The organism is Modestobacter excelsi (assembly GCF_005930495.1).
Lineage (GTDB): Bacteria > Actinomycetota > Actinomycetes > Mycobacteriales > Geodermatophilaceae > Modestobacter > Modestobacter excelsi.
Map to the genome: position 1 here is coordinate 1 of NZ_SJEX01000031.1, position 22,161 is coordinate 22,161.

At 74.4% G+C, this 22,161-nt stretch carries 22 protein-coding genes; 14 read left to right on the plus strand and 8 right to left on the minus strand.

Annotation, left to right across the window (positions count from 1 at the left end; translation table 11 throughout):
- From FHL80_RS12060 to dprE2, 3 genes are all read right to left on the minus strand, one after another.
- The coding region (locus tag FHL80_RS12060; RefSeq protein ID WP_216870654.1) for a hypothetical protein at positions 1 to 916 on the minus strand (916 nt) is incomplete at its 3' end.
- Between the two features lie 30 nt (positions 917 to 946).
- Complete coding sequence (locus FHL80_RS12065; RefSeq protein WP_138733662.1) at positions 947 to 1,405, minus strand: metallopeptidase family protein; 459 nt, start codon at positions 1,403 to 1,405, stop codon at positions 947 to 949.
- Positions 1,406 to 1,473: 68 nt separating this feature from the next.
- On the minus strand, positions 1,474 to 2,226 hold the full coding sequence (dprE2, locus tag FHL80_RS12070) for a decaprenylphospho-beta-D-erythro-pentofuranosid-2-ulose 2-reductase (RefSeq protein WP_138733663.1): 753 nt from the start codon (positions 2,224 to 2,226) through the stop codon (positions 1,474 to 1,476).
- A gap of 111 nt (positions 2,227 to 2,337) precedes the next feature.
- On the opposite strand from dprE2, the gene FHL80_RS12075 reads away from it, so the two are divergent.
- From FHL80_RS12075 to hpf, 12 genes are all read left to right on the plus strand, one after another.
- On the plus strand, positions 2,338 to 2,688 hold the full coding sequence (locus FHL80_RS12075) for a DUF3499 domain-containing protein (protein ID WP_138733664.1): 351 nt from the start codon (positions 2,338 to 2,340) through the stop codon (positions 2,686 to 2,688).
- 99 nt (positions 2,689 to 2,787) lie between these two features.
- Positions 2,788 to 4,176 (plus strand): phosphomannomutase/phosphoglucomutase, encoded by a 1,389-nt coding sequence (locus tag FHL80_RS12080; RefSeq protein WP_246078632.1) that lies wholly within the window; start codon positions 2,788 to 2,790, stop codon positions 4,174 to 4,176.
- Positions 4,173 to 4,385, plus strand: a complete 213-nt coding sequence (locus FHL80_RS12085) for a Trm112 family protein (RefSeq protein WP_216870656.1) — start codon at positions 4,173 to 4,175, stop codon at positions 4,383 to 4,385. The genes FHL80_RS12080 and FHL80_RS12085 overlap by 4 nt, the downstream gene beginning before the upstream one ends.
- Before the next feature lie 73 nt (positions 4,386 to 4,458).
- A complete protein-coding gene (locus FHL80_RS12090; RefSeq protein WP_138733666.1) occupies positions 4,459 to 5,601 on the plus strand; it encodes an SIS domain-containing protein in 1,143 nt (380 codons plus the stop codon).
- Positions 5,602 to 5,611: 10 nt separating this feature from the next.
- Positions 5,612 to 6,622, plus strand: a complete 1,011-nt coding sequence (locus FHL80_RS12095; RefSeq protein WP_138733667.1) for a cation diffusion facilitator family transporter — start codon at positions 5,612 to 5,614, stop codon at positions 6,620 to 6,622.
- A gap of 82 nt (positions 6,623 to 6,704) precedes the next feature.
- Complete coding sequence (gene manA / locus FHL80_RS12100; protein ID WP_138733668.1) at positions 6,705 to 7,880, plus strand: mannose-6-phosphate isomerase, class I; 1,176 nt, start codon at positions 6,705 to 6,707, stop codon at positions 7,878 to 7,880.
- 165 nt (positions 7,881 to 8,045) lie between these two features.
- Positions 8,046 to 9,530, plus strand: a complete 1,485-nt coding sequence (gene ahcY, locus FHL80_RS12105; RefSeq protein ID WP_138733669.1) for an adenosylhomocysteinase — start codon at positions 8,046 to 8,048, stop codon at positions 9,528 to 9,530.
- Positions 9,531 to 9,677: 147 nt separating this feature from the next.
- Positions 9,678 to 10,385 carry an MtrAB system response regulator MtrA gene (mtrA, locus tag FHL80_RS12110; RefSeq protein WP_138733670.1) on the plus strand — a complete coding sequence of 236 codons (708 nt, stop codon included), beginning with the start codon at positions 9,678 to 9,680 and terminating at the stop codon, positions 10,383 to 10,385.
- 19 nt (positions 10,386 to 10,404) lie between these two features.
- Entirely contained in the window at positions 10,405 to 12,138 is a 1,734-nt protein-coding gene (mtrB, locus tag FHL80_RS12115) for an MtrAB system histidine kinase MtrB (protein WP_138733671.1), read from the plus strand.
- The gene (locus FHL80_RS12120; RefSeq protein ID WP_138733672.1) at positions 12,135 to 13,877 is read left to right on the plus strand and encodes an LpqB family beta-propeller domain-containing protein; all 1,743 of its coding nucleotides are present in this window, start codon (positions 12,135 to 12,137) and stop codon (positions 13,875 to 13,877) included. The genes mtrB and FHL80_RS12120 overlap by 4 nt, the downstream gene beginning before the upstream one ends.
- A gap of 88 nt (positions 13,878 to 13,965) precedes the next feature.
- On the plus strand, positions 13,966 to 14,748 hold the full coding sequence (locus tag FHL80_RS12125; RefSeq protein ID WP_246078633.1) for a ComF family protein: 783 nt from the start codon (positions 13,966 to 13,968) through the stop codon (positions 14,746 to 14,748).
- A 75-nt stretch (positions 14,749 to 14,823) separates the two neighbouring features.
- Positions 14,824 to 15,573, plus strand: coding sequence for a ribosome hibernation-promoting factor, HPF/YfiA family (gene hpf, locus FHL80_RS12130; protein WP_138733674.1), 750 nt, complete (start codon positions 14,824 to 14,826; stop codon positions 15,571 to 15,573).
- A 194-nt stretch (positions 15,574 to 15,767) separates the two neighbouring features.
- Here the strand turns inward: hpf and FHL80_RS12135 are convergent, their stop codons facing one another.
- The gene (locus FHL80_RS12135) at positions 15,768 to 16,145 is read right to left on the minus strand and encodes a GNAT family N-acetyltransferase (protein WP_138733675.1); all 378 of its coding nucleotides are present in this window, start codon (positions 16,143 to 16,145) and stop codon (positions 15,768 to 15,770) included.
- Positions 16,142 to 16,576, minus strand: a complete 435-nt coding sequence (locus tag FHL80_RS12140; protein ID WP_138733676.1) for a TIGR03618 family F420-dependent PPOX class oxidoreductase — start codon at positions 16,574 to 16,576, stop codon at positions 16,142 to 16,144. Before FHL80_RS12140 ends, FHL80_RS12135 begins: the two co-directional genes overlap by 4 nt.
- An 88-nt stretch (positions 16,577 to 16,664) precedes the next feature.
- Between FHL80_RS12140 and secA the strand changes: the two genes are divergently transcribed.
- Positions 16,665 to 19,733 (plus strand): preprotein translocase subunit SecA, encoded by a 3,069-nt coding sequence (gene secA, locus FHL80_RS12145; RefSeq protein WP_138733677.1) that lies wholly within the window; start codon positions 16,665 to 16,667, stop codon positions 19,731 to 19,733.
- Positions 19,734 to 19,836: 103 nt separating this feature from the next.
- Here the strand turns inward: secA and FHL80_RS12150 are convergent, their stop codons facing one another.
- Positions 19,837 to 20,412, minus strand: a complete 576-nt coding sequence (locus tag FHL80_RS12150; RefSeq protein WP_138733678.1) for an Rv3235 family protein — start codon at positions 20,410 to 20,412, stop codon at positions 19,837 to 19,839.
- 50 nt (positions 20,413 to 20,462) lie between these two features.
- Positions 20,463 to 21,179 (minus strand): LysM peptidoglycan-binding domain-containing protein, encoded by a 717-nt coding sequence (locus FHL80_RS12155; protein ID WP_138733679.1) that lies wholly within the window; start codon positions 21,177 to 21,179, stop codon positions 20,463 to 20,465.
- 94 nt (positions 21,180 to 21,273) lie between these two features.
- Between FHL80_RS12155 and FHL80_RS12160 the strand changes: the two genes are divergently transcribed.
- Complete coding sequence (locus tag FHL80_RS12160) at positions 21,274 to 21,843, plus strand: hypothetical protein (protein ID WP_138733680.1); 570 nt, start codon at positions 21,274 to 21,276, stop codon at positions 21,841 to 21,843.
- Positions 21,844 to 21,882: 39 nt separating this feature from the next.
- On the opposite strand, the gene FHL80_RS12165 is transcribed toward FHL80_RS12160, so the two are convergent.
- The gene (locus FHL80_RS12165) at positions 21,883 to 22,122 is read right to left on the minus strand and encodes a helix-turn-helix domain-containing protein (RefSeq protein ID WP_138733681.1); all 240 of its coding nucleotides are present in this window, start codon (positions 22,120 to 22,122) and stop codon (positions 21,883 to 21,885) included.
- Positions 22,123 to 22,161 lie beyond the last annotated feature (39 nt).

A 22,161-nucleotide genomic window follows, 5' to 3' on the forward strand; every position in this document is an offset into this window, starting at 1 on the left:
GGGTCACCGCCGGCCGGGTGGCGCTGACCGGGCGGCCGGGGCCGACCGGGGTGTCGCCGGGCCGCCCCCCGACCAGGACGGCGGCCCCGACCAGCACCAGCACCGTCGCGACGGTCGCCACGGTGGAGGCGTGCCGGGTCAGCAGCGCCGTCGTGCCGGTCACCGCGGTGGCCCCGGTGCCGGCAGCGGTCGGTGCGCCGGCCACCGCGGCGCGCACCGGGGCGACGGGCGCTGCCTGCCGGGCGGGGACCGAGCCGGGCGGGCGCTCCAGGAAACCGGGCAGGTCGTCGACCACCGGCACGGGACCGCCGCCCGGGACAGCCGTTGCCAGGGGAGCCGTGGGGCCACGCCTCCCGCGTCCCGCCAGCGCCGAGGCGGTCAGCCCGCACGCCGCGGCGACCAGCAGCGCGACGACCGACCACCGCGGCACGTCGGGGGAGCGGACGGCGCGCGACGCCGTCGCCTCGGCGCCACGGTCGACGTCGACCAGGTCCTCGTCGCTGCCCTCCGCGACCAGCGTGTCCACCACCGCGTTGGCGGCCGCGGCGGCGGCGCCCCGGTCGGGCAGCGTCACCTGCACTGTGATCGTGGCGCCGTCGGTCCGGGTGACGCGGGCGCCCTCGGCCAGGTCGCCCAGCGGGACGTCGGCCAGTGCCGGTGTGCCGTCCCGGGCGGTCCGCAGCGTGGCGGTCGAGCCGGCCAGCGCCGTGTAGCGGTCGGCGAGCAGCAGGGCGGCGTCCGCTCCGGCCTCCGTCCGCGGGGTGACCGTCAGGCTCGCGGTGGCGCTCGCCGTCCGCGGCAGCAGCGCGAGCACGGCCAGGGCGACCAGCAGGACGGTGATGCCGACCGCGGCCCCCGTCCACCACCGCCGACGGCGGGCGCGGCGCCCGGGCGGCGTCTCGTTCGGTGCACTCATCGGCGCCCAGCATGGCAGTGGGGTCCTTCGTCAGGCCGTGGGGTCGATCTCCTCGGGGTCCCGGCCCAGCAGCACCGCCACCTGGTCCACGACGACGTCGCGGACCAGGTCGGCCAGGTCGTCGCGGTCGGCGGCGCGGATCTCCAGCGGCCGGCGGTAGACCACGATCCGGGCGGGGTGCTCCCGGCCGCCCTCGCGGTGGGCGGGCAGCACCCGGGCCAGCGGCACGCTGCCGTCCTCGAGCACGTCGGCGTCCAGCACGACCTCGTCGGGGCTGGTGTGGTCGACCCACGGCACGTCCTCGACGGCGAACTCGACGCCGGCGAGCTCCCGCTCCCAGCGGCGTTCCAGGTCCTCGACGGCGTCGAGCACCAGGTCGTCGAACTGCTCGGCGCGGCTGCGGGACAGCGGCACGGTGGGCGGGACCAGACGACCGCGCAGGCCACGGCCGTGGCGGTCGCGGCGGGTGCGGGCGGGGAGACGGTCCATCGCGGCTGGAGCCTACGGCCTCGCCGGACCGGCGGCGGTCCGGCCGGGGCGGCGTCCTGGCTGGGGCCTCACCGGGGCATCCGGCGCCACACCGCGCGGGGCAGCAGCCGCATCAGCGCGAACACCGGGCGCAGCGCCCCGGGCACCCAGACGACGTCCCGGTCCCGGGCCAGCCCGTCCGCGACCGCCTCGGCCACCTGCGCCGGGGTGCTCGACAGCGGGGCCGGGGACATGCCCGCGGTCATCCGGCCGATCACGAACCCCGGGCGCACCAGCAGCAGCCGCACGCCGGAGCCGTGCAGGGCGTCGGCCAGTCCGCTGGCGAAGCCGTCGAGGCCGGCCTTCGCCGAGCCGTAGACGTAGTTCGCCCGGCGCACCCGGACGCCGGCGACCGAGGAGAACACGACCAGCCGGCCGTGGCCCCGGGCGCGCATCAGCCGGGCGAGGTGGGTGAGCACCGACACCTGCGCGAGGTAGTCGGTGGTGACGACGGCGAGGGCGTGCGCGGCGTCGTCCTCGGCGCGGGCCTGGTCCCCGAGCACCCCGAAGGCGAGGACGGCGACCGTCACCGGCGGCTGCGCGGCGAGCGCCTCGGTGAGCACCCGCTCGTGACCGGTCAGGTCGTCGGCGTCGAACTCCAGCCGGGTGACGGCGGTGGCCCCGGCGGCGCGCAGCCGGGCCTCCTCGGCGTCGAGCTCGGCGCTGCGCCGGGCGGCCAGGCAGACGTGCCGCGCCCCGCGGTGCACCAGCCGCTCGGCAAGCTCCAGACCGATCTCACTGCGCCCGCCGAGCACGAGCACGGTGCCGTCGGTCGGTGCCACGGGCGCCTCCTGGGGGTCGCTGGCGACGCGCGGGAACGCGTGCGCGTCTCGGTGCGCCTCCTCCCGCGACGGCGGGCGCGGGGTTAGTGTGCCAAGCGTGAGGAACCGGTGGTGAGGCAGTCACGTCGCTGCTCGCGCAGCGGCTGCGCGCAACCGGCAGCGGCGACCCTGACCTACGTCTACGCAGAGTCCACGGCCGTCGTCGGCCCGTTGGCGACCTACTCGGAGCCGCACAGCTACGACCTGTGCGAGTTCCACGCCGAGCGGCTGACCGTGCCGCGCGGCTGGGAGGTCGTCCGCCACGAGATCGACTCCGAGGACCTCGGCCCGACCGGCGACGACCTGCTCGCGCTGGCCGACGCGGTCCGCGAGGCGGCCCGCCCCGAACCGCTGCGCGACCCGGCGGACGACGGCAGCGGCACGCGCCGCGGGCACCTGCGGATCCTGCCCAACCTCCCCTGAACTCCCTCGGTCGGGTGTTCCGCTGCCCCGACCCCACCGCCCGCCGCTAGGGTCGATCGGACCGTTGCCGCTCGGGCCGCGGGGACCGCGAGTGCGAGGGTGAGCTGCTTGTCCGACCTGTCGTCGATCATCAAGGCCTACGACGTCCGGGGCCTGGTCCCCGAGCAGTGGGACGAGGACGTGGCCCGTGCCATCGGGGCCGCCTTCGCCGAGTTCGTGCACGCGGAGACCGGCGCGAGCGCCGTCGTCACCGCCCACGACATGCGCGACTCCTCGGTGCCGCTGTCCCGGGCCTTCGCCGAGGGCGTGCTCTCCCGCGGTGTCGACGTCGTGGAGGCCGGGCTCGGCTCCACGGACATGCTCTACTTCGCCGCCGGGTCGCTGGGCGTGCCGGGCGCGATGTTCACCGCCAGCCACAACCCGGCGCAGTACAACGGCATCAAGCTGTGCCGGGCCGGTGCCGCACCGATCGGCCAGGACTCCGGGCTGGTGCAGATCCGCGAGTGGGCCGAGCAGCTGGTCGACGGCTCCGCGGTCTTCGGCCGCGAGCCGGAGCGGCTGGGCACGGTGTCCAGCCGGGACCTCGTCGCCGAGTACGCCGGCTACCTGCGCGGGCTGGTCGACCTCTCCGGCATCCGACCGCTCAAGGTGGTCGTCGACGCGGGCAACGGCATGGGCGGGTTCACCGTGCCGGTCGTGCTCGCCGGGCTGCCGCTGGAGGTCGTGCCGATGTACTTCGAGCTCGACGGCTCCTTCCCCAACCACGAGGCCAACCCGCTGGACCCGGCCAACCTGGTCGACCTGCAGGCCGGCGTGCGGGAGCACGGTGCCGACATCGGGCTGGCCTTCGACGGCGACGCCGACCGCTGCTTCATCGTCGACGAGCGCGGGGAGCCGGTGAGCCCCTCGGCAATCACCGGCCTGGTCGCCGTCCGCGAGCTGGCCAAGGGCACCGGGACGACGATCATCCACAACCTGATCACCTCCCGCGCCGTGCCGGAGATCGTCCGCGAGCACGGTGGCTCCCCGGTGCGCACCCGGGTCGGGCACTCGTTCATCAAGGCCGAGATGGCCCGCACCGACGCCGTCTTCGGCGGGGAGCACTCCGCGCACTACTACTTCCGCGACTTCTGGCGGGCCGACACCGGGATGCTGGCCGCGATGCACGTGCTGGCCGCGCTGGGCGAGCAGTCCCGGCCGCTGTCGGAGCTGACCGAGGTCTACGAGCGGTACGCCGCCTCCGGGGAGATCAACTCGACCGTCACCGACCAGGCCGGACGGGTGGCCGAGGTCCGGGAGACCTACGGTCGTGTCGAGGGCGTCACCTTCGACGAGCTCGACGGGCTGACCGTGTCGCTGCCGGACGGCGCGTGGTTCAACCTGCGGGCGAGCAACACCGAGCCGCTGCTGCGGCTCAACGTCGAGGCGCCGGACGCGGCCCGGATGGCCGGGCTGCGCGACGAGGTGCTGGAGATGGTGCGAGCATGACCGAGGACACGCGTGCAGCCGGACCGCAGACGCTGGGCATCGACCCGGCCCTGCTGGAGATCCTGGCCTGCCCGGACACCCACCACACCGCGCTGACCGTCGACGTCGAGGCCAGCGAGCTGGTGTGCCCGACCTGCTCCCGGGCCTTCCCGGTCCGCGACGGCATCCCGGTGCTGCTGCTCGACGAGGCCCGGCAGCGACCCACGTGACCGAGCTCGCGAGGTCACGCAGAGGTGCAGCACCGTTGGGCATGGAGCTGACGAGCGCCAGCGAGGAGGCCCCATGACCTCGCCGGAGCTCGCCGAGGAGGTCCTGGACGACGTCGAGCTGCTGCGCGCCCGCGACCCCCGCGGGCTGCTCCCGGCGGTCGCCGGCGCCGGTCCGCAGGTGCGGGAGACCGCCCGGCTGACCGAGGAGGCCGGGCTCGCGCGGGCGACCTCCGGCGGCCGTCCGCGGGGCCTGGTGATCGTGGCCCGCCGGGAGGGCGCGATCGCCGCCTCGGTGCTGCGCGCGCTGCTCGGGCCGGCCAGCCCGGTGACCGTCGACGTCGTGCCGGGCCCGGCGCTGCCGGTCTGGATGGGGCCCTCCGACGTCGCCGTCATCGCCACCCGCACCGGCGCGGGCCGGTACGCGGTCGGACCCGCCTACGAGGCGGCCCGCCGCGGCGTGGCCGTGGTCGGCATCGGCGCCGAGGGCGCGCCGCTGCACGCCGCGTGCGCCACCGCCCGGGCGCCGTACGTGCCGCTGCCCTCCTCCCGGGTGCGGCACGCGACGCTGTGGTCGCTGCTCACCCCGATGCTGCTGCTCGCCACCGAGCTCGGGCTGCTCCCGGCAGACGTCGCCGACACCGAGGCGGTGGCCGCCGCCCTGGACGAGATCGCCGCGGACTGCGGGCCGGCCCGGGAGTCCTTCGTCAACCCGGCGAAGACGCTGGCGCTCGCGCTGCTCGACGCGCTGCCGGTCATCGCCGCCGAGGGCCCGCTCGCCGGGGCCGCCGCCCGCCGGGTCGCCGACCAGCTGGCCACCCTCGCCGGCCTGCCCGCCACCACCTTCCGGCTGCCCGACCAGCGGGTGGCCGCGCGCACCGTGCTGGCCGGTCCGCTCGCGCCCGAGGCCGGCCAGGACGACTTCTTCCGCGACCGGACCGACGACACCGGACGCCGGCTGCGGCTGGTCACCATCCGGGACGCCGACGCCGCGGCGCACGACGGCGGTGAGCGCGAGCCCCGCTCGGCCGGTGAGGCGATGGCCGAGCTGCTGCGGATCGCCGCCGACTCCAACGTGCCGGTCAGCGGCCTCGCCGACCACGGTGAGCCCGAGCGGTACCCACGGCTGGCCCGGCTCGCCCGGCAGCTGGCCGTCGCCGACTTCAGCGCCGTCTACCTCGCGCTCGCGTTGGACCACGAGCGGTCCCTGCACCCATGATGGGACGGCCATGAGCGAATCCACAGCCACGTCACAGTCGGGCTCCGCGGAGCACTCCACCGAGTCCGGAGGGCACGGCGGGGGCACGACCGCGATCCTGGCCGCGCTCGCCGCCAACATCGGCATCGCGATCGCGAAGTTCGTCGCCTTCCTCATCACCGGCGCCTCGTCGATGCTGGCCGAGGCGATCCACTCGCTCGCCGACTCGGGCAACCAGGTGCTGCTGCTGATCGGGGGCAAGCGCGCCAAGCGTGCGGCGACCCCGGACCACCCGTTCGGCTTCGGCCGCGACCGGTACATCTACAGCTTCATCGTGGCGATCGTGCTCTTCAGCGTCGGTGGCCTGTTCGCCATCTACGAGGGCGTGCACAAGCTGCAGCACCCCGAGGAGCTCGAGTCCCCGATCATCGCGATCGGCGTCCTGGTGATCGCGATCGGCCTGGAGAGCTTCTCGCTGCGCACCGCGATGAAGGAGACCAACGCCGTCCGCGCGCCGGGGGAGAGCTACTGGGCCTTCATCCGGCACGCCCGGGCACCCGAGCTGCCCGTCGTCCTGCTGGAGGACACCGCCGCCCTGACCGGCCTGGTGCTGGCGCTGCTGGGTGTCGGGCTCTCCTCGATCACCGGCAACGTCGTCTTCGACGGGCTCGGCACGGTCGCCATCGGGCTGCTGCTGGTCGCCGTGGCCTTCGTCCTCGCGGTGGAGACCAAGAGCCTGCTGCTGGGGGAGTCGGCGACCCCCGACGCCCGGCGGCGCATCGTGGCCGCCCTCACCGCCGGCGACGGGGTCGAGTCGGTGATCCACATGCGCACCCAGCACCTGGGTCCGGAGGAGCTGCTGGTCGCCGCCAAGATCGCCGTCCGGCACGACGAGACGGCGGCCGCGGTGGCCCGGGCCATCGACGAGGCGGAGGTCCGGGTCCGTGCGGCGGTGCCGATCGCCCGGGTGATCTACCTGGAGCCGGACATCCGGCGCAGCGGCACGACGGCGCCGGACGAGGCGATTGCCCCGGCCGGGTGAAAGACCCCCGTAGGGCTCCCGCCACAGCTCCGAGTGCACGACCATCGGACGCGTGACCTCCACGCCGGTAGCCTCAGCGTTGATGTGGCAGCTCAAGAGCCCCGTGCGGCACTACCCCTGGGGGAGCCACACCGTCATCCCCGAGCTGCTCGGACTGCCGTCGCCCGCTGACCAGCCGTACGCCGAGCTGTGGATGGGCGCGCACCCCGACGCCCCCAGCGTGCTCGCCGACGGCCGCAGCCTCGACGCGGCGATCGACGCGGACCCGGACGGGCTGCTCGGTCCTGCGGTGCACGAGCGGTTCGGCCCGCGGCTGCCCTTCCTGATGAAGGTGCTCGCCGCCGACCGGCCGCTCTCGCTGCAGGCGCACCCGACCACGGCCCAGGCCGAGGCCGGGTACGCGGCGGAGGAGGCGGCCGGCGTCCCCAGCATCGACCCGACGCGCACCTTCAAGGACCCGTACCACAAGCCGGAGATCCTGGTCGCGATCACCGAGGTCGAGGCGCTGTGCGGCTTCCGGCCGGTCGAGGAGTCGCTGCACTGCCTCGCCAAGCTGCAGCTGCCCGAGCTCAAGCCGACCATCGCGGCGCTGGCCCGGGGCGGGCTGCGCGCGGCCATCCCGCAGCTGCTGGCGCTGTCCGCCCGGCGGCGGCAGTCGCTGGTGCGCGCCGTGGCCGGCAAGGCCGCCGCGTTCGTGGCCGCGCACGACCCGGAGTTCATCAACACCTACCGGTGGGCGGCCTCCCTGGCCGACACCTACCCCGGCGACCCCGGCGTGGTCATCTCGCTGATGTGCAACCACCTCCGGCTCGCCCCCGGTGAGGCGGTGTTCCTGCCCGCCGGCAACCTGCACGCCTACCTGTGCGGCGCCGGGGTGGAGGTCATGGCCAGCTCGGACAACGTGCTGCGCGGTGGGTTGACCAGCAAGCACGTCGACCTCGCGGCCCTGATCGAGGTGCTCGACTTCACCGACGGCAAGGTGCCGGTGCTGCACCCCGTCCTCGGTCGCGGCGGTCTGCGCTACCCCGTCCCGGTCGAGGACTTCGACCTCACCCGGGTGCAGGTCGACGTCGACCCCGGCGTGCTGACGACCAGTGGGCCGCAGGTGCTGCTGTGCGCCGAGGGCACCGCCGTGCTGACCGCCACCGACGGCGAGATCGTGCTCGAGCGGGGCGCGTCGGCGTTCGTGCCGGCGGGCCGACCGGTGACCGCGCGGGGACCCGCGCTGCTCTACCGCACCACCACCGCCCTCCGCTGACGAAACACCCCGCTGCCCCCCGCCCCTGCGGCGGGGCCGTTCCAGCAACTCACCAGCGGTACCCTGGGATCCGGCACGAGCCCCGCCGAAGCCTCGGCATGCTCGCTCAGATCTCAGCGACCGCAGCGCCCGCCCATCCGGGGCCGGGCCGGACACTGGAGCGACATGACCGCCAGCACTGGCACCCGCGTACTGACCGACGGCGACTTCAAGGTCGCCGACCTCTCCCTGGCCGGTTTCGGCCGCAAGGAGATCTCCCTCGCCGAGCACGAGATGCCCGGCCTGATGGCGCTGCGCGAGGAGTACGGCGACGCGCAGCCGCTCGCCGGTGCCCGCATCGCCGGCTCGCTGCACATGACCGTGCAGACCGCCGTCCTCATCGAGACGCTGACCGCGCTGGGCGCCGACGTCCGCTGGGTGAGCTGCAACATCTTCTCCACCCAGGACCACGCCGCCGCGGCGATCGTCGTCGGGAACGGCACCCCCGAGGAGCCCACCGGCGTGCCGGTCTTCGCCTGGAAGGGCGAGACGCTGCCCGAGTACTGGTGGTGCACGCAGCGGCTGTTCGAGTTCGCCGACGCCGACGGCGACGTCATCGGCCCCAACATGCTGCTGGACGACGGCGGGGACGCGACCCTGCTGGTGCACCTGGGCACCCGCTTCGAGGCCGACGGGGTCGTCCCGGACACCACCGACGCCGACTCCGAGGAGTACGGGGTCATCCTCGACGTGCTGCGCAGCAGCCTGGGCGAGGACCCGCAGCGCTGGACCCGGATCGGCCAGGGCATCAAGGGCGTCACCGAGGAGACGACGACCGGCGTCCTGCGGCTCTACGAGCTCGCCCGCGACGGCCGGCTGCTGTTCCCGGCGATCAACGTCAACGACTCGGTCACCAAGAGCAAGTTCGACAACCTCTACGGCGTCCGGCACTCGCTCGTCGACGGCATCAACCGCGGCACCGACGTGATGATCGGCGGCAAGGTCGCCGTCGTCTGCGGCTACGGCGACGTCGGCAAGGGCAGCGCTGACTCGCTGCGCGGCCAGGGCGCCCGGGTCATCGTCACCGAGATCGACCCGATCAACGCCCTGCAGGCGGCGATGCACGGCTACGAGGTGACCACCCTCGACGAGGTGATCGGCAAGGCCGACATCATCATCACCGCCACCGGCAACAAGGACATCATCTCCGCCGAGCAGCTGGCCTCGACCAAGCACCAGGCGATCATCGGCAACATCGGCCACTTCGACAACGAGATCGACATGGCCGGGCTGGCGCGCACCCCCGGCGTCACCAGGACGAACATCAAGCCGCAGGTCGACGAGTGGCGGTTCGAGGACGGCCACACGATCATCGTGCTCTCCGAGGGGCGGCTGCTGAACCTGGGCAACGCCACCGGGCACCCCAGCTTCGTGATGAGCGCGTCGTTCTCCAACCAGACGCTCGCCCAGATCGAGCTGTGGAACAACCGGGCCGCCTACGAGGGCCAGACCCCCGGCGTCACCGTGCTGCCGAAGAAGCTCGACGAGCACGTGGCGCGGCTCCACCTGGGCGCGCTCGGCGTCAAGCTCACCGAGCTGACCAAGGTGCAGGCCGACTACCTCGGCGTCCCGGTCGAGGGCCCCTACAAGAGCGACCACTACCGCTACTGACGAAGGACCCCGCTGCCCCTCACCAGGGGCCGTTCCCGCACGTCACGTCGTCGCAGCCCGGGCCCGACAGGGCCCGGGCTGCCCCCCATGGGGGATTGCCTGGGCGGGGTGGGTCGTGATCTGGCTGTGATCGCGCACAATGGCGGCGTGCCACCTTCCGCACCCAGTCAGGGCGCCAGCCGCGGCCGTGTCCTCGTCGTCGACGACGACGCCGCCCTCGCCGAGATGCTGGGCATCGTGCTGCGCCGTGAGGGCTATGAACCGGCCTTCGTCTCCGACGGCGCCCGGGCGGTGGCGACCTTCCAGCAGCTGCGACCCGACCTGGTGCTGCTGGACCTGATGCTGCCGGGCCGGAACGGGCTGCAGATCTGCGCCGACATCCGCACCCAGTCGACCGTGCCGATCGTGATGCTCACCGCCAAGGGCGACACGATCGACGTCGTCCAGGGGCTGGAGGCCGGCGCGGACGACTACGTGACCAAGCCGTTCAAGCCGGTCGAGCTGGTCGCCCGGGTGCGCGCCCAGCTGCGCCGCGGCGAGAACGGGCAGGCCGAGAGCCTGGCCATCGGCGACGTGCAGATCGACGTCCCGGCGCACCAGGTCATCCGGGACGGCGTCCCGATCGCCCTCACCCCGCTGGAGTTCGACCTGCTCGTCGCGCTGGCGCGCAAACCGCGGCAGGTGTTCACCCGCGAGCTGCTGCTCGAGCAGGTGTGGGGCTACCGGCACGCTGCGGACACCCGGCTGGTCAACGTGCACGTGCAGCGGCTGCGGGCCAAGGTCGAGCGCGACCCCGAGAAGCCCGAGGTCGTGCTGACGGTGCGCGGCGTCGGCTACAAGGCCGGGCCCCCGTGAGCGGACAGCCCGTCCGGTCGTGAGCACCACGACCGGACCGCCGCCGGTCGACCAGGCCGGCGCCCCTGGAGGTCCCCGGGTCCCGCCGCCCGCCGGTGGGACCCAGGGCCGGGCCCGCCGGTCCCGATCCCAGCTGCAGGCCGGGCTGCGCCGCCGGCTGCGCCGTGGCCGCCGGCGGGCACTGGTCCTCACCGTGCGCGCCGTCCGCCGCGGGCTGCGCGCCTGGCGGTCCTCGCTGCAACTGCGCGTCGGTGCGATCACCATGCTGGTCGCCGGTGTCATGGTGGTGATCGTCAGCCTGGTGCTCTTCCGGCAGATCAGCGACCAGCTGCTGGGCGCGAAGATGCGCGCCGCCGTGGACCAGTCACTGGCCGGCGTCCAGTACGCGCAGTCCGAGGTGAGCGGCATCGCCACCAGCGACTCGGCCAGCATCCGCTCCACGCTGTCCCGGACGGTGCAGAACCTGCAGTCCCGAGGCGGCGCCGCCGGTGACTTCGACGTCGTCATGGTCTACCTCTCCGGCGATGCGGAGCGGCCGGCCGCCAGCCGGCGCGACGTCTACCCCTCGATCCCCGCCGACCTGCGCGCCGAGGTCGCCGAGGGCTCGCAGGCCTACCGGTACGCCCTCGTGCCCGACCCCACCGGCGACCCGGTGCCCACGCTGCTGGTCGGGGCCCCGGTGCCCACCGAGGGCCAGGGCGGGGACCGGGTCGAGGTGTACTTCGCGTTCCCGCTGGAGCAGGAGCAGCAGAGCCTCGAGGGGATCCGCAGCACCGTCCTGATCACCTGCGCCGTGCTGACGCTGTTCGTCGCCGGGATCGGGGTGCTGGTGACCCGGCTGGTGGTCGACCCGGTGCGCCGGGCGGCCGGCAGTGCCCAGCGGCTGGCCGACGGGCACCTGGAGGAACGGCTGGTGGTGCGCGGCGAGGACGACCTCGCCCGGCTGGCCACCAGCTTCAACGCCATGGCCGACAGCCTGCAGAAGCAGATCACCCAGCTGGAGGGGCTCTCCCACCTGCAGCAGCGGTTCACCTCCGACGTCTCGCACGAGCTGCGCACCCCGTTGACCACCGTGCAGATGGCCGCAGCCGTGCTGCACGAGGCGCGCGAGGACTTCGACCCCGCGGTCGCCCGCTCCGCGGAGCTGCTGCGCGCCGAGCTCGACCGCTTCGAGGGCCTGCTCTCCGACCTGCTGGAGATCAGCCGGTACGACGCCGGGGCCGCCACCCTCGAGCCCGAGCCGCGGGACCTCGTCCCCGTGGTGGAGCGGGTGGTCGAGGGGATGACCGCGCTGGCGCAGCGGCACGGCTGCGACCTGCAGGTGACCGTCCCGCCGTCGTCGGTGATCGCCGAGGTCGACGGACGGCGGGTCGAGCGGGTGCTGCGCAACCTGGTCGGCAACGCCATCGAGCACGGCGCCGGCAAGCCGGTCCAGATCACCCTCGCCGCCTCGAGCACCGCCGCGGCCATCACCGTGCGCGACCACGGCATCGGGCTGACCCCCGCCGACGCCCAGCACGTCTTCGACCGCTTCTGGCGGGCCGACCCGGCGCGGGTCCGCTCGGTCGGCGGCAGCGGGCTGGGCCTGTCGATCAGCCTCGAGGACGCCCGCCTGCACGGAGGCTGGCTGCAGGTCTGGGGGCTGCCCGGCCAGGGCGCGCAGTTCCGGCTGACCCTGCCGATGACCGCCGGCGGCGAGCTGACCAGCTCGCCGCTGCCGCTGAGGCCGCCGTTCCTCGGGCCGCGGACATGAGCCGGCCCCCGCGCCGGGCCCGCGGCGTCGCGCTCCTCGCGCTGGTGCTGGCCGCGCTGCTCGCGGGCTGCAGCACCGTGCCCACCGAGTCGGCCACCATCAAGATCACCCAGGTGGCCCAGCCGAGCGACGACGCCGTTCGCCTCGAGCCGCTGGCGCCGGAGGCCGGCGCGGCGCCGGAGGAGGTCGTCCGCGGCTTCATCGACGCCAGCGCCAGCGCCGTGCGCAACCACCCGATCGCCCGGCAGTACCTGGCGGGCGACGCCGCGATGAACTGGTCCGACAGCGACGGCGTGACGGTGATCAGCCAGGACTACGCCCCGGTGCAGGCCCAGCCGGGCACCGTGGTGGTCACCGGCACCCTGGTCGGCACGGTCGACGAGCGCGGCGTGTTCACCGTCGGCACCGGATCGGTCTACACCCGCACCTTCACGCTGTCCGACGACTCCGGCGAGTGGCGGATCACCGACCCGCCCGACGGCCTGCTCCTGCTGGAACCGGACTTCGCCCGCACGTACGAGCAGGTGGACGCCTACTTCCTGGACCCCACCGGGACCCGGGTGGTCCCTGACCCGCGCTACCTGGTCACCGGCGAGGCGCAGCCCAACACCCTGGTCACGCGGCTGCTCGGCGGGGCGTCGCCGCTGCTCGCGGCCGGGGTGGTGAACCCGCTGGCCGGCGCCCAGCTGCGGAGCACGGTCAGCGTCACCGACACGACGGCGACGGTCGACCTGAGCTTCCCCGCCGAGGTCTCCGACGCCACCCTGGCGGCCGCCTCGGCGCAGCTGACCTGGTCGCTGTCGCAGCTGGACATCAACACCGTCCGGGTGCTGCGCGACGGGCAGGACCTCGACCTGCCCGACGTCCCCGAGGCGCAGAGCACCGCGGACTGGGTGGCCCTGGACCCCGACGTCGCCCCGATCGGCGCGGTCGGGCACTACCTGAGCGGCGGCGGGCTCCGCCTGGCCAGCGACGGCAGCACGCCACCCGGGCCGGCCGGGACCGGCGTGTACGGGCTGGTCTCCGCCGCGGTCACCGTCGACGCCCGCACCAGCCAGCTGGGCTTCATGGCCGGGGTGTCGGCGATCGTGTCGCCCTCGGGCGACCCGGCCTCCCTGCTGGCCGGGACCTACGGCGGGGACCTGACCGCGGTCCTGTCCGGGGCGAGCTTCACCGACCCGACGGTGGCGGGCACCCGCTCCGAGGTGTGGACGGTCCGCAACGGCACCGACGTGGTGCGGCTGCCCTCGGGTGGCCCGGCGCAGTCGGTCAGCGCCACGACCATGGCCGGCCTGGGCCGGGCGACGACGTTCCAGCTCTCCCCGGACGGCGTCCGCGCGGCCGTGGTCATCCAGGGCGCCCAGGGCGGGCAGGTCTACGTCGGCACCGTCGTCCGCGACGACGACGCGGTGAGCGTCCGGGACCTCCGTTCGGTGGCGCCCTCGGTGGAGCAGGTCGTCGACGTGGCATGGCGCAACGCGGGGCTGCTCATGCTGCTGGCCGGCGACCCGAGCACCGAGCGCACCGTGCCCTACACCGTCGGGGTCGACGGCTCGGAGCTGTCCACCAACACCACCTCGGGCCTGCCCGGTCAGCCCACCGCCGTGGCCGCGGCACCGGGCCGGCAGCCCCTGGTGAGCGCCAACGGCACGATGTGGACCCTCGCCGGCGGCAACTGGGTGACGCTGGTGCGCGGTCAGGAACCCCTCCCCGGGACGGCACCCCTCTACCCGATGTGACCCGGGTGCCGCCGGCCGTCGTCCCCAGCCGGGACGCCTGTCCCCGGCTGCGGCCGGGACGGCGGCCGGGGCTCCCGGGACGGGCAACGTGGACGGCGTGCGGTACCAGCCCCCGGCGGTCCTGCGGCACGGCGGACGGGCGCTGGCCGACCTGCTGCTGCCGCGCACCTGCGCCGGCTGCGCGCTGCCGGGCGCCGTCCTGTGCCGGCGGTGCCGCACCCTGCTGACCCGGCCCCGGCTGGCCCAGCCGCGGCGCCACCCGCCGGGCTTCCCGCCGACCGTGGCGGCCGGTGCCTACGCCGGTCCGGTGCAGCCGGCGGTGATCGCGTTCAAGGAGCACGGGCGGGCCGAGCTGGCCGGTCCGCTCGGGACGGCGCTCGGCCTGGCCGTCGCCGCGGTGCTGCTGGGTGTCCCGGAGGCCGGACGGGGCCCGGTGCTGCTCGTGCCGGTGCCCAGCTCGGCGGCGGCGGTGCGCCGCCGCGGCCGGGACCACGTGCGGGAGCTCGCCGACGTGGCGGGGGCGGAGCTGCGGGCCGCGGGGGTGCCGGCACGTCCCGTTCCGCTGCTGACCCGGGTCGGCGGCCGCCGGGTGCGCGACTCGGCCGGGCTGGACGCCGCCCAGCGCCGGGCGAACCTGGCCGGCCGGTACCGCGCGCGGCCCGGCCCGCCGGGCGCCCGGCTCGTGCTGGTGGACGACGTGGTCACCAGCGGCGCGACGCTGACCGAGGCTGCCCGGGCACTGCGTGCGGCCGGGGAGCCCGTGGTGCTGGCGGCGGTCGTCGCGGCCACCCCGCGGCAGGTCCGCCGCGCCGCTCCGGTCGCCCTCGCCGGCGCCTTCACCGTCCGTGAACCGGAGGTGGACCTGCGATGACGTGCTCCCACTGTCGGGACTCCACCAAGGCGTCTAGCGTCGGCTGGATCACAGCCCGCCCAATCGGGAGGTCTCATGGAGATCGTGGTCCGAGGTCGAAACGTCGAGGTGCCCGAGCACTTCCGCACCCATGTGGAGGACAAGGTCGGCCAGCTCGAACGCTTCGACAGCAAGGTCATCCGCATCGACGTCGAGCTGTTGCACGAGAAGAACCCTCGGCAGGCGGCCAACTGCCAGCGCGTGGAGATCACGCTGCGCGGCAAGGGGCCAGTGGCACGTGCGGAGGCCTGCGCTCCTGACTTCTACGCCGCGCTCGAACTGGCGGCCGGGAAGCTGGAGAACCGGATGCGGCGGGCGAACGACCGCCGCCGCGTCCACCACGGCCGGCACACCCCGCCGAGTGTGCGGATCGATGCAGCCCCTGTCGCCGAGCCCGCCGCGCCGGTGCTGCTCGACGATGACGAGACCGCCGGGGTGAGCAGTGCCCCGGAACCCGCGCTGGCCGGGGACGCCGGCGCCGCCGACACGCCCCTGGTCACCGACCTGGACGAGCACCTGCCCGGACGGATCGTCCGGGAGAAGGTGCACCCGGCCACCCCGATGACCGTCGACCAGGCCCTCTACGAGATGGAGCTGGTCGGCCACGACTTCTTCATGTTCCTCTGCGCCGACACCGGCCAGCCGTCGGTGGTCTACCGACGGCACGCCTTCGACTACGGCCTGATCCGCCTCGGCACCCCGGTCGATCCCGGGGACGGGGCCGCGTCGGCCGCTGCGATCGCAATGGCCGGTGCGGCGGGGGAGCGGCAGCCCGCGACCGTCTGACCGACGACAGCGACCTGGCACCGGCGAGCCGTCCTCCGCACCGCGGAGGGCGGCTCGTCGCACGTCGGTGGACGGACCGCCGGTCGCCTGTCCCCGCGCCGGTTCCCGCTCGCGTCAGTCGCCCTGTCCTCGCGGCGGCTTCCGCGAGCGGTCCGCTCCTCCCTCGCAGGCCTCGGTCGATGCTCCCGCTCGCGTCAGTCGCCGGGCAGCCGGGAGAGCAACGCGGCGTCGCCACGGCTGCCGTCCCGGTGGGCCAGGTGGGAACGCAGCACGCCCTCCTGGCGAAGCCGGCCCGGCGGACGACCTGCTGCGACCCGGCGTTCCGGACGTCGGCGACGAGGTACACCCGCTGCGCACCGAGCCCCAGCGCCCTGGCCCCCGTGCAGGGCCCCGGCCCGAGCGTGCGAGGGCTGGGGGGCACGGGGGTCCTTCCACCAGCGCTGCACCTCGGGGTCCTGGCAGCCGGCGAACACGGCCTCCACGTCGTCGGTGGTGAACGGGCGCAGCACCAGCCGCTGGCTGCGCACCACCTCGGTGGTCAGGTCGATGCCGCTCAGGTCCATGCCGCTCACGCCGGGCCGTCCTCCCGCGCGGGACCGCGCCAGCGTTCCGCGTTGCCCAGCACCCGGTCCACCGAGATCTCCAGCACCACCCGCGCCGGGTTCACCCGCGGGCGCTGGTACCGCCGGGCGTACCGGTCCTCGGCGTCGGCCACCGCGTCGGCGTCCTCCCGCACCACCGCCGTCCCCTCCAGCGTGGCCCAGCAGCGCCCGTCGACCTGGCACACCGCCACCCGGGACTGCCCGGCCCGCACGTGCCGGACCTTCGCCGAGGCGCCGGAGGTGATCACCCGCGCGATGCCGGCGGCGGCGTCGAGGGTGACCCCGACCGGGACGACGTGCGGGGTCCCGTCGGCGCGCAGCGTGGTCAGCGTGGCCAGGTGCCGCTCGGTGAAGAACGCCGTCAGGCCGGGCCCGGCGGTGGGACTGGTGGGGGAGGACACGCTCGCGGAGGGTACGGAGCGGCCGATCCGGGTACGACCATCGGCCGCGCCGGGACCGCTTCCCAGCCCGGCCGCCTACGCTGGGGTCGTGGTGTTCCAGAAGATCCTGCGTGCCGGTGAGGGCAAGATCGTCCGTCGGTTGTCGAAGATCGCCGACGCGGTCGAGGCCCTCGAGGTCGACGTCACCGACCTGACCGATGCCGAGCTGCGCGCGAAGACCGTCGAGTTCAAGGAGCGCTACGGCGACGGGGAGACCCTCGACCAGCTGCTCCCCGAGGCGTTCGCCGTGGTCCGGGAGGCCTCGACCCGCACGCTGGGCCAGCGGCACTACCGGGTGCAGCTGATGGGCGGTGCCGCGCTCCACCTGGGCAACATCGCCGAGATGAAGACCGGTGAGGGCAAGACGCTGACCGGTGTGCTGCCGGCCTACCTCAACGCCCTGAGCGGCGACGGCGTGCACGTGGTGACCACCAACGACTACCTGGCCCAGCGCGACGCCGAGTGGATGGGCCGGGTGCAGCGCTTCCTCGGGCTGTCCATCGGCACGATCGTCTCCGGCCAGCGGCCCGACCAGCGCCGCGAGCAGTACCTCGCCGACATCACGCACGGCACGAACAACGAGTTCGGCTTCGACTACCTGCGCGACAACATGGCCTGGAGCAAGGGCGACCTGGTGCAGCGCGGCCACGCGTTCGCCATCGTCGACGAGGTCGACTCGATCCTCATCGACGAGGCCCGCACCCCGCTGATCATCAGCGGCCCGGCCGAGTCCAGTGCCCGGTGGTACGGCGAGTTCGCCCGCATCGCCCCGCTGATGAAGCGCGACCGGCACTACGAGGTCGAGGAGGCCAAGCGGACCGTCGCGATCACCGAGGAGGGTGTCGAGTTCGTCGAGGACCAGCTCGGCATCGAGAACCTCTACGAGGCGGCCAACACCCCGCTGATCAGCTACCTGAACAACGCCCTCAAGGCCAAGGAGCTGTTCAAGAAGGACCAGCAGTACATCGTCACCAACGGTGAGGTGCTCATCGTCGACGAGTTCACCGGCCGCGTGCTGGCCGGTCGCCGCTACAACGAGGGCATGCACCAGGCCATCGAGGCCAAGGAGAAGGTGGAGATCAAGGACGAGAACCAGACCCTCGCCACGATCACGCTGCAGAACTACTTCCGGCTCTACGAGAAGCTGTCGGGGATGACCGGCACGGCCCAGACCGAGGCCGCCGAGCTCTCCCAGACCTACAAGCTGGGCGTCGTCCCGATCCCGACGAACCGGCCGATGGTCCGCGAGGACCGCGCCGACGTCATCTACAAGACGGAGAAGGCGAAGTTCGACGCCGTCGTCGACGACATCGCCGAGCGGCACGAGGCCGGCCAGCCGGTGCTGGTGGGCACCGCGAGCGTCGAGAAGTCCGAGGTGCTGGCGAAGTACCTGCTCAAGCGCGGGATCCCGCACGAGGTGCTGAACGCGAAGAACCACGCGCGGGAGGCGGCGATCATCGCCATGGCCGGCCGGCTGGGCGGGGTCACGGTGGCCACCAACATGGCCGGCCGCGGCACCGACATCCAGCTCGGCGGCAACGCCGAGTTCATCGCCGACGAGACGCTGCGCGCCCAGGGGCTGTCGCCGGCGGAGACGCCGGAGGAGTACGAGGCGGCCTGGGACGACGCGGTCGCGGCGGCCAAGGACCAGGTCAAGGCGGAGCACGACCAGGTGACCGACGCCGGCGGCCTCTACGTGCTGGGCACCGAGCGGCACGAGAGCCGGCGCATCGACAACCAGCTGCGTGGCCGGTCGGGCCGGCAGGGTGACCCGGGGGAGTCGCGGTTCTACCTGTCCCTCGGCGATGACCTGATGCGGCGCTTCAACGGCCCGATGCTCGAGTCGATGATGACGACGCTGCGGGTGCCCGACGACCAGCCGATCGAGTCCAAGATGGTCAGCCGTGCCATCCGCTCCGCGCAGACCCAGGTCGAGCAGCAGAACTTCGAGGTCCGCAAGGACGTCCTGAAGTACGACGAGGTGCTGAACCGGCAGCGCACCGTCATCTACGACGAACGCCGCAAGGTGCTCGACGGCGAGGACCTGCACGTGCAGGTCCGGGCGATGGTCGACGACGTCGTCGCCGCCTACGTCAACGGCGCGACCGAGACCGGCTACGCCGAGGACTGGGACCTCGAGCTGCTGTGGACCGGGCTGAAGGCGCTCTACCCGGTGGGCCTGGACCAGCGGGAGATGCTCGACCGGGTGGCCGACGGCGACCAGTCGGCGCTCACCGCCGACGTGCTGAAGGACGAGCTGCTCGCCGACGTGCACGCGGCCTACGACACCCGCGAGGAGACGCTGGGCGCGGAGGTCATGCGGGAGCTGGAGCGGCGGGTGCTGCTCTCGGTGCTGGACCGCAAGTGGCGTGAGCACCTCTACGAGATGGACTACCTGCGGGCCGGCATCCACCTGCGCGCGATGGCCAACCGCGACCCGGTCGTGGAGTACCAGCGCGAGGGCTACGACATGTTCAACGCGATGCTCGACGGCATCAAGGAGGAGTCCGTCGGCTTCCTGTTCAACCTCGAGGTGAAGACCAAGGAGCAGCAGGAGGCCGAGGCCGCCGAGAAGCAGGCGAAGGCGGAGGCCGAGGCGCTGGTCCGGGCGCAGGCCGGCACCCAGGCGGTGCTGGCCCGCCAGGCCGCGGCGCGGGCCGCCGCCGCGAAGGCCGCGGCCGCCCAGACCGCTGCTCCGGCCGAGGCCCCGGCGGCTGCTCCGGCGGCGCCGTCCGCCGGCAACGGGGTCGCTCCGGCTCCCGCTCCGGCGATCGTCAAGTCACCGAACGGCAGCGGGACGACGACGGGCTCGGCCCGGCGCACCGGCAGGCCGGCGCCCGCGACGGCGGCTGCTGCACCGGCCGCACCGGCCGCACCTGAGGTGCCCGCGGGCACCGGGACGGGCCCGGAGCTGGCGGTGAAGGGGCTGGAGGCACCCAAGCCGGCGGCACTGAGCTACAGCGCGCCCAGCCTGGACGCCTCCGCCAAGGACAGCGGCCGGGCCAAGGCCGCCAAGTCCGCGACGGTCACCGGCACCAAGGAGACCCCGCGCAACGCCCCCTGCCCCTGTGGCAGCGGCAAGAAGTTCAAGCAGTGCCACGGCGCCGCAGGCAACTGAGGCGCTGAGACCGGACGCCCCGCCGACCATCCGGTCGGCGGGGCGTCCGGCTTCCGGGGCCCGTGCCGAGCTCGCGAGGCGTGGGGGCGAGGGCGGTCCACCTTCAGCCGATCTGCAGCGCCGTGCACCGCCAGCGGCCGTCGATCCCCTCCAGCCGGGCGGCCACGGCGTGGGCACGTCCGCCCCGGCGGACGACGGCGCTCACCTCCGCGACGCCGTCCACCGGCTCGCAGACGCGCACGGAGCTGACCAGCAGGGGCGCGGTCCCCTCGCTGCACCAGCGCGGGCGGCGCCGCTCGCTGAGCGCGGTGAACAGGCCTGGGCTCACCAGCGGCTTCAGCTGGGCCACCGGGCGACGACCGGCGAACGCCTCGAGGGTCGACGTGACCAGTCGCCGCCCCACCGCCTGTGGGTCGGGCAGCTCGCTGCGGCGCGACCAGGTCGGCCCGAAGTCCGTGGCCTCGGAGGCGACGGGCTGGTCCAGGCGGGGCCTCGGCCCCGGTGGCGGGGGGAGGCGGCGGGAGCGACGACCCGGAACCAGCAGGCGGACCGGCGCACGCTCGTCCAGCAGCGGTGGTCCGGGACTGGGAACGGTGACCAGGTGCAACCGCGGGCGCGGCGAGGTCGGGGCGGGCGTGCTGTCCTGCCGGGTGCCGGCGGGCTGGGTAGGGGCGGTCATCGAGCTCTCCTGGTCGTGCGGTGCGGATGGTCGGACGGTGGGCGCCGGCGTCACCCCGGTGGCCGGAGGACCTGCCCCGGCAGCAGGAGGTCGGGATCGGGACCGATGACGGCGGCGTTCGCCTGCCACCACGCCTGGGTGGCCGCCCGGACAGCGGAGGCGGTCGGCGCGGCGTCCGGTTGCCGGCGCTCCAGCCAGTCGGCCGCGATGTCCCACAGGCAGTCGCCGCGCAGGACGACGTGCTCCTCCGCGCCGACCTCCGGCCAGTCGGGAACGGCGGGCGGTGCGCCGGGCCAGTCGGGGACGACCGTCGGCGTCGTCCCGGTCGGCCAGTCGACGACCACCGGGTCGGGACCCCTGCCGAGGTGCTCGGCCGCGACGGCGCTGGCCGTGGACGACGGGAGTGACGAGGGCGGGAGCAGGACAGGGGCGGCCGTGCTCAACCCGACGCCGAGCGCGACGGCGGCGGCCCGGCGCGCACCGGCCGGCAGCACGCCGGTCAGCAGCAGGCCGGCTGACCTGCCGGTCCAGCCCGGCACCGTCGATGCCGCCGTCAGCAGGAGCCCCAGGGCGCCCCACGCCCAGCACACCCAGGCCAGGAGCGGCACGCACACCAGGACCAGGGCGTCGGGGCCGGCGCGGTCGACGAGCCCCTGCGGGTCGGTCAGGGCGTCGCGCACCTCGGGCAGCCCCGGCCCGACGAGCCACAGCGCCCAGGCGGCGCCGCACATCAGCGCCGTCGTACCCGCCCACCGCCGCACCGTCATGTGTCCTCCCTCGGAGTTGGAGCACGACCAAACACCACCACTGCCAGCAAACGCAACCAAATGCACGGATCTGTGGACGGCTAGCCTGTTCGGCATGCGCTGGGAGCAGCTGTTCGCCGACCTGGAGGCGCAGGCGGCGGCGGAGGAGTCGGCCGCGGAACTGGCCGAGGCGCCATCCCGCGCTCGGGCCGAGCACGGCACCGTGCTGCTCGTCGACCGGCTCCGTGGCTCCCTCGAGCAGGAGCTGTCGCTCCGGTGCCGGGGTGCGGGTGAGCTCTCGGGGCGCCTGGTCGACGTGGGGGTGGACTGGCTGCTGCTCGTCGACGGCCAGGGGCGGGACGTGCTCGTGGCCGCCGGGGCGGTGAGTGCCGTCGCGGGTCTGGCGGCGGTGACCGCAGCCGCCGTCCCCGTCGGCGAGGTGGCCCGCCGGCTGGACCTGCGTCGAGCGCTGCGTGGGCTGGCCCGGGACCGCGCGACGGTCAGCTGCCTGCTCGACGACGGCGGCGTGCTCGCCGGCACCGTCGACCGGGTGGGCGCGGACTTCCTGGAGCTCGCCGAGCACCCGCTCGACCAGCCGCGCCGCCGGGGTGCGGTGACGTCGGTGCGCGCCGTGCCGGTGCGCGCCGTGGTGGCCGTGCGGACGTCGCTCCCCGCGGTTCCCTGACGGCCGGCTGCGTCACCGGCGCCGGGTCAGCGGTGACGGTCAGTGCGGGGAGTCGACCTCCGCCTCCGGCGCCGGCTCGGGCGCGGTGGTGGCCCGGGCCTCGGCGTACTTCTGCTGGATGAACCGCTCCAGCTCGTCCTTCTCGACCCGCCACTGGCCGCGGCCACCGATCTGGATGGCGATCAGCTCCTTGCGGCGGACCAGCGCGTAGGCCTGCGACCACGAGACGTTGAGGATCTCCGCGACGTCGTCGAGGGTCAGGAAGCGCTGGGTGGCCATGGGTCGGTGTTCTCCCGTCGAAGGTGCCCGCCAGTGTGG

Coding starts and splice junctions, on each gene's coding strand:
- FHL80_RS12155 (WP_138733679.1), bottom strand. CDS start 21,179: ATGACGGTGCGGCGGTGGGCGGGTACGACGGCGCTGATGTGCGGCGCC.
- FHL80_RS12165 (WP_138733681.1), bottom strand. CDS start 22,122: ATGGCCACCCAGCGCTTCCTGACCCTCGACGACGTCGCGGAGATCCTC.
- FHL80_RS12065 (WP_138733662.1), bottom strand. CDS start 1,405: ATGGACCGTCTCCCCGCCCGCACCCGCCGCGACCGCCACGGCCGTGGC.
- FHL80_RS12150 (WP_138733678.1), bottom strand. CDS start 20,412: ATGACCGCCCCTACCCAGCCCGCCGGCACCCGGCAGGACAGCACGCCC.
- FHL80_RS12160 (WP_138733680.1), top strand. CDS start 21,274: ATGCGCTGGGAGCAGCTGTTCGCCGACCTGGAGGCGCAGGCGGCGGCG.
- FHL80_RS12085 (WP_216870656.1), top strand. CDS start 4,173: ATGACCGAGGACACGCGTGCAGCCGGACCGCAGACGCTGGGCATCGAC.
- hpf (WP_138733674.1), top strand. CDS start 14,824: ATGGAGATCGTGGTCCGAGGTCGAAACGTCGAGGTGCCCGAGCACTTC.
- ahcY (WP_138733669.1), top strand. CDS start 8,046: ATGACCGCCAGCACTGGCACCCGCGTACTGACCGACGGCGACTTCAAG.
- FHL80_RS12095 (WP_138733667.1), top strand. CDS start 5,612: ATGAGCGAATCCACAGCCACGTCACAGTCGGGCTCCGCGGAGCACTCC.
- manA (WP_138733668.1), top strand. CDS start 6,705: ATGTGGCAGCTCAAGAGCCCCGTGCGGCACTACCCCTGGGGGAGCCAC.
- FHL80_RS12090 (WP_138733666.1), top strand. CDS start 4,459: ATGACCTCGCCGGAGCTCGCCGAGGAGGTCCTGGACGACGTCGAGCTG.
- FHL80_RS12120 (WP_138733672.1), top strand. CDS start 12,135: ATGAGCCGGCCCCCGCGCCGGGCCCGCGGCGTCGCGCTCCTCGCGCTG.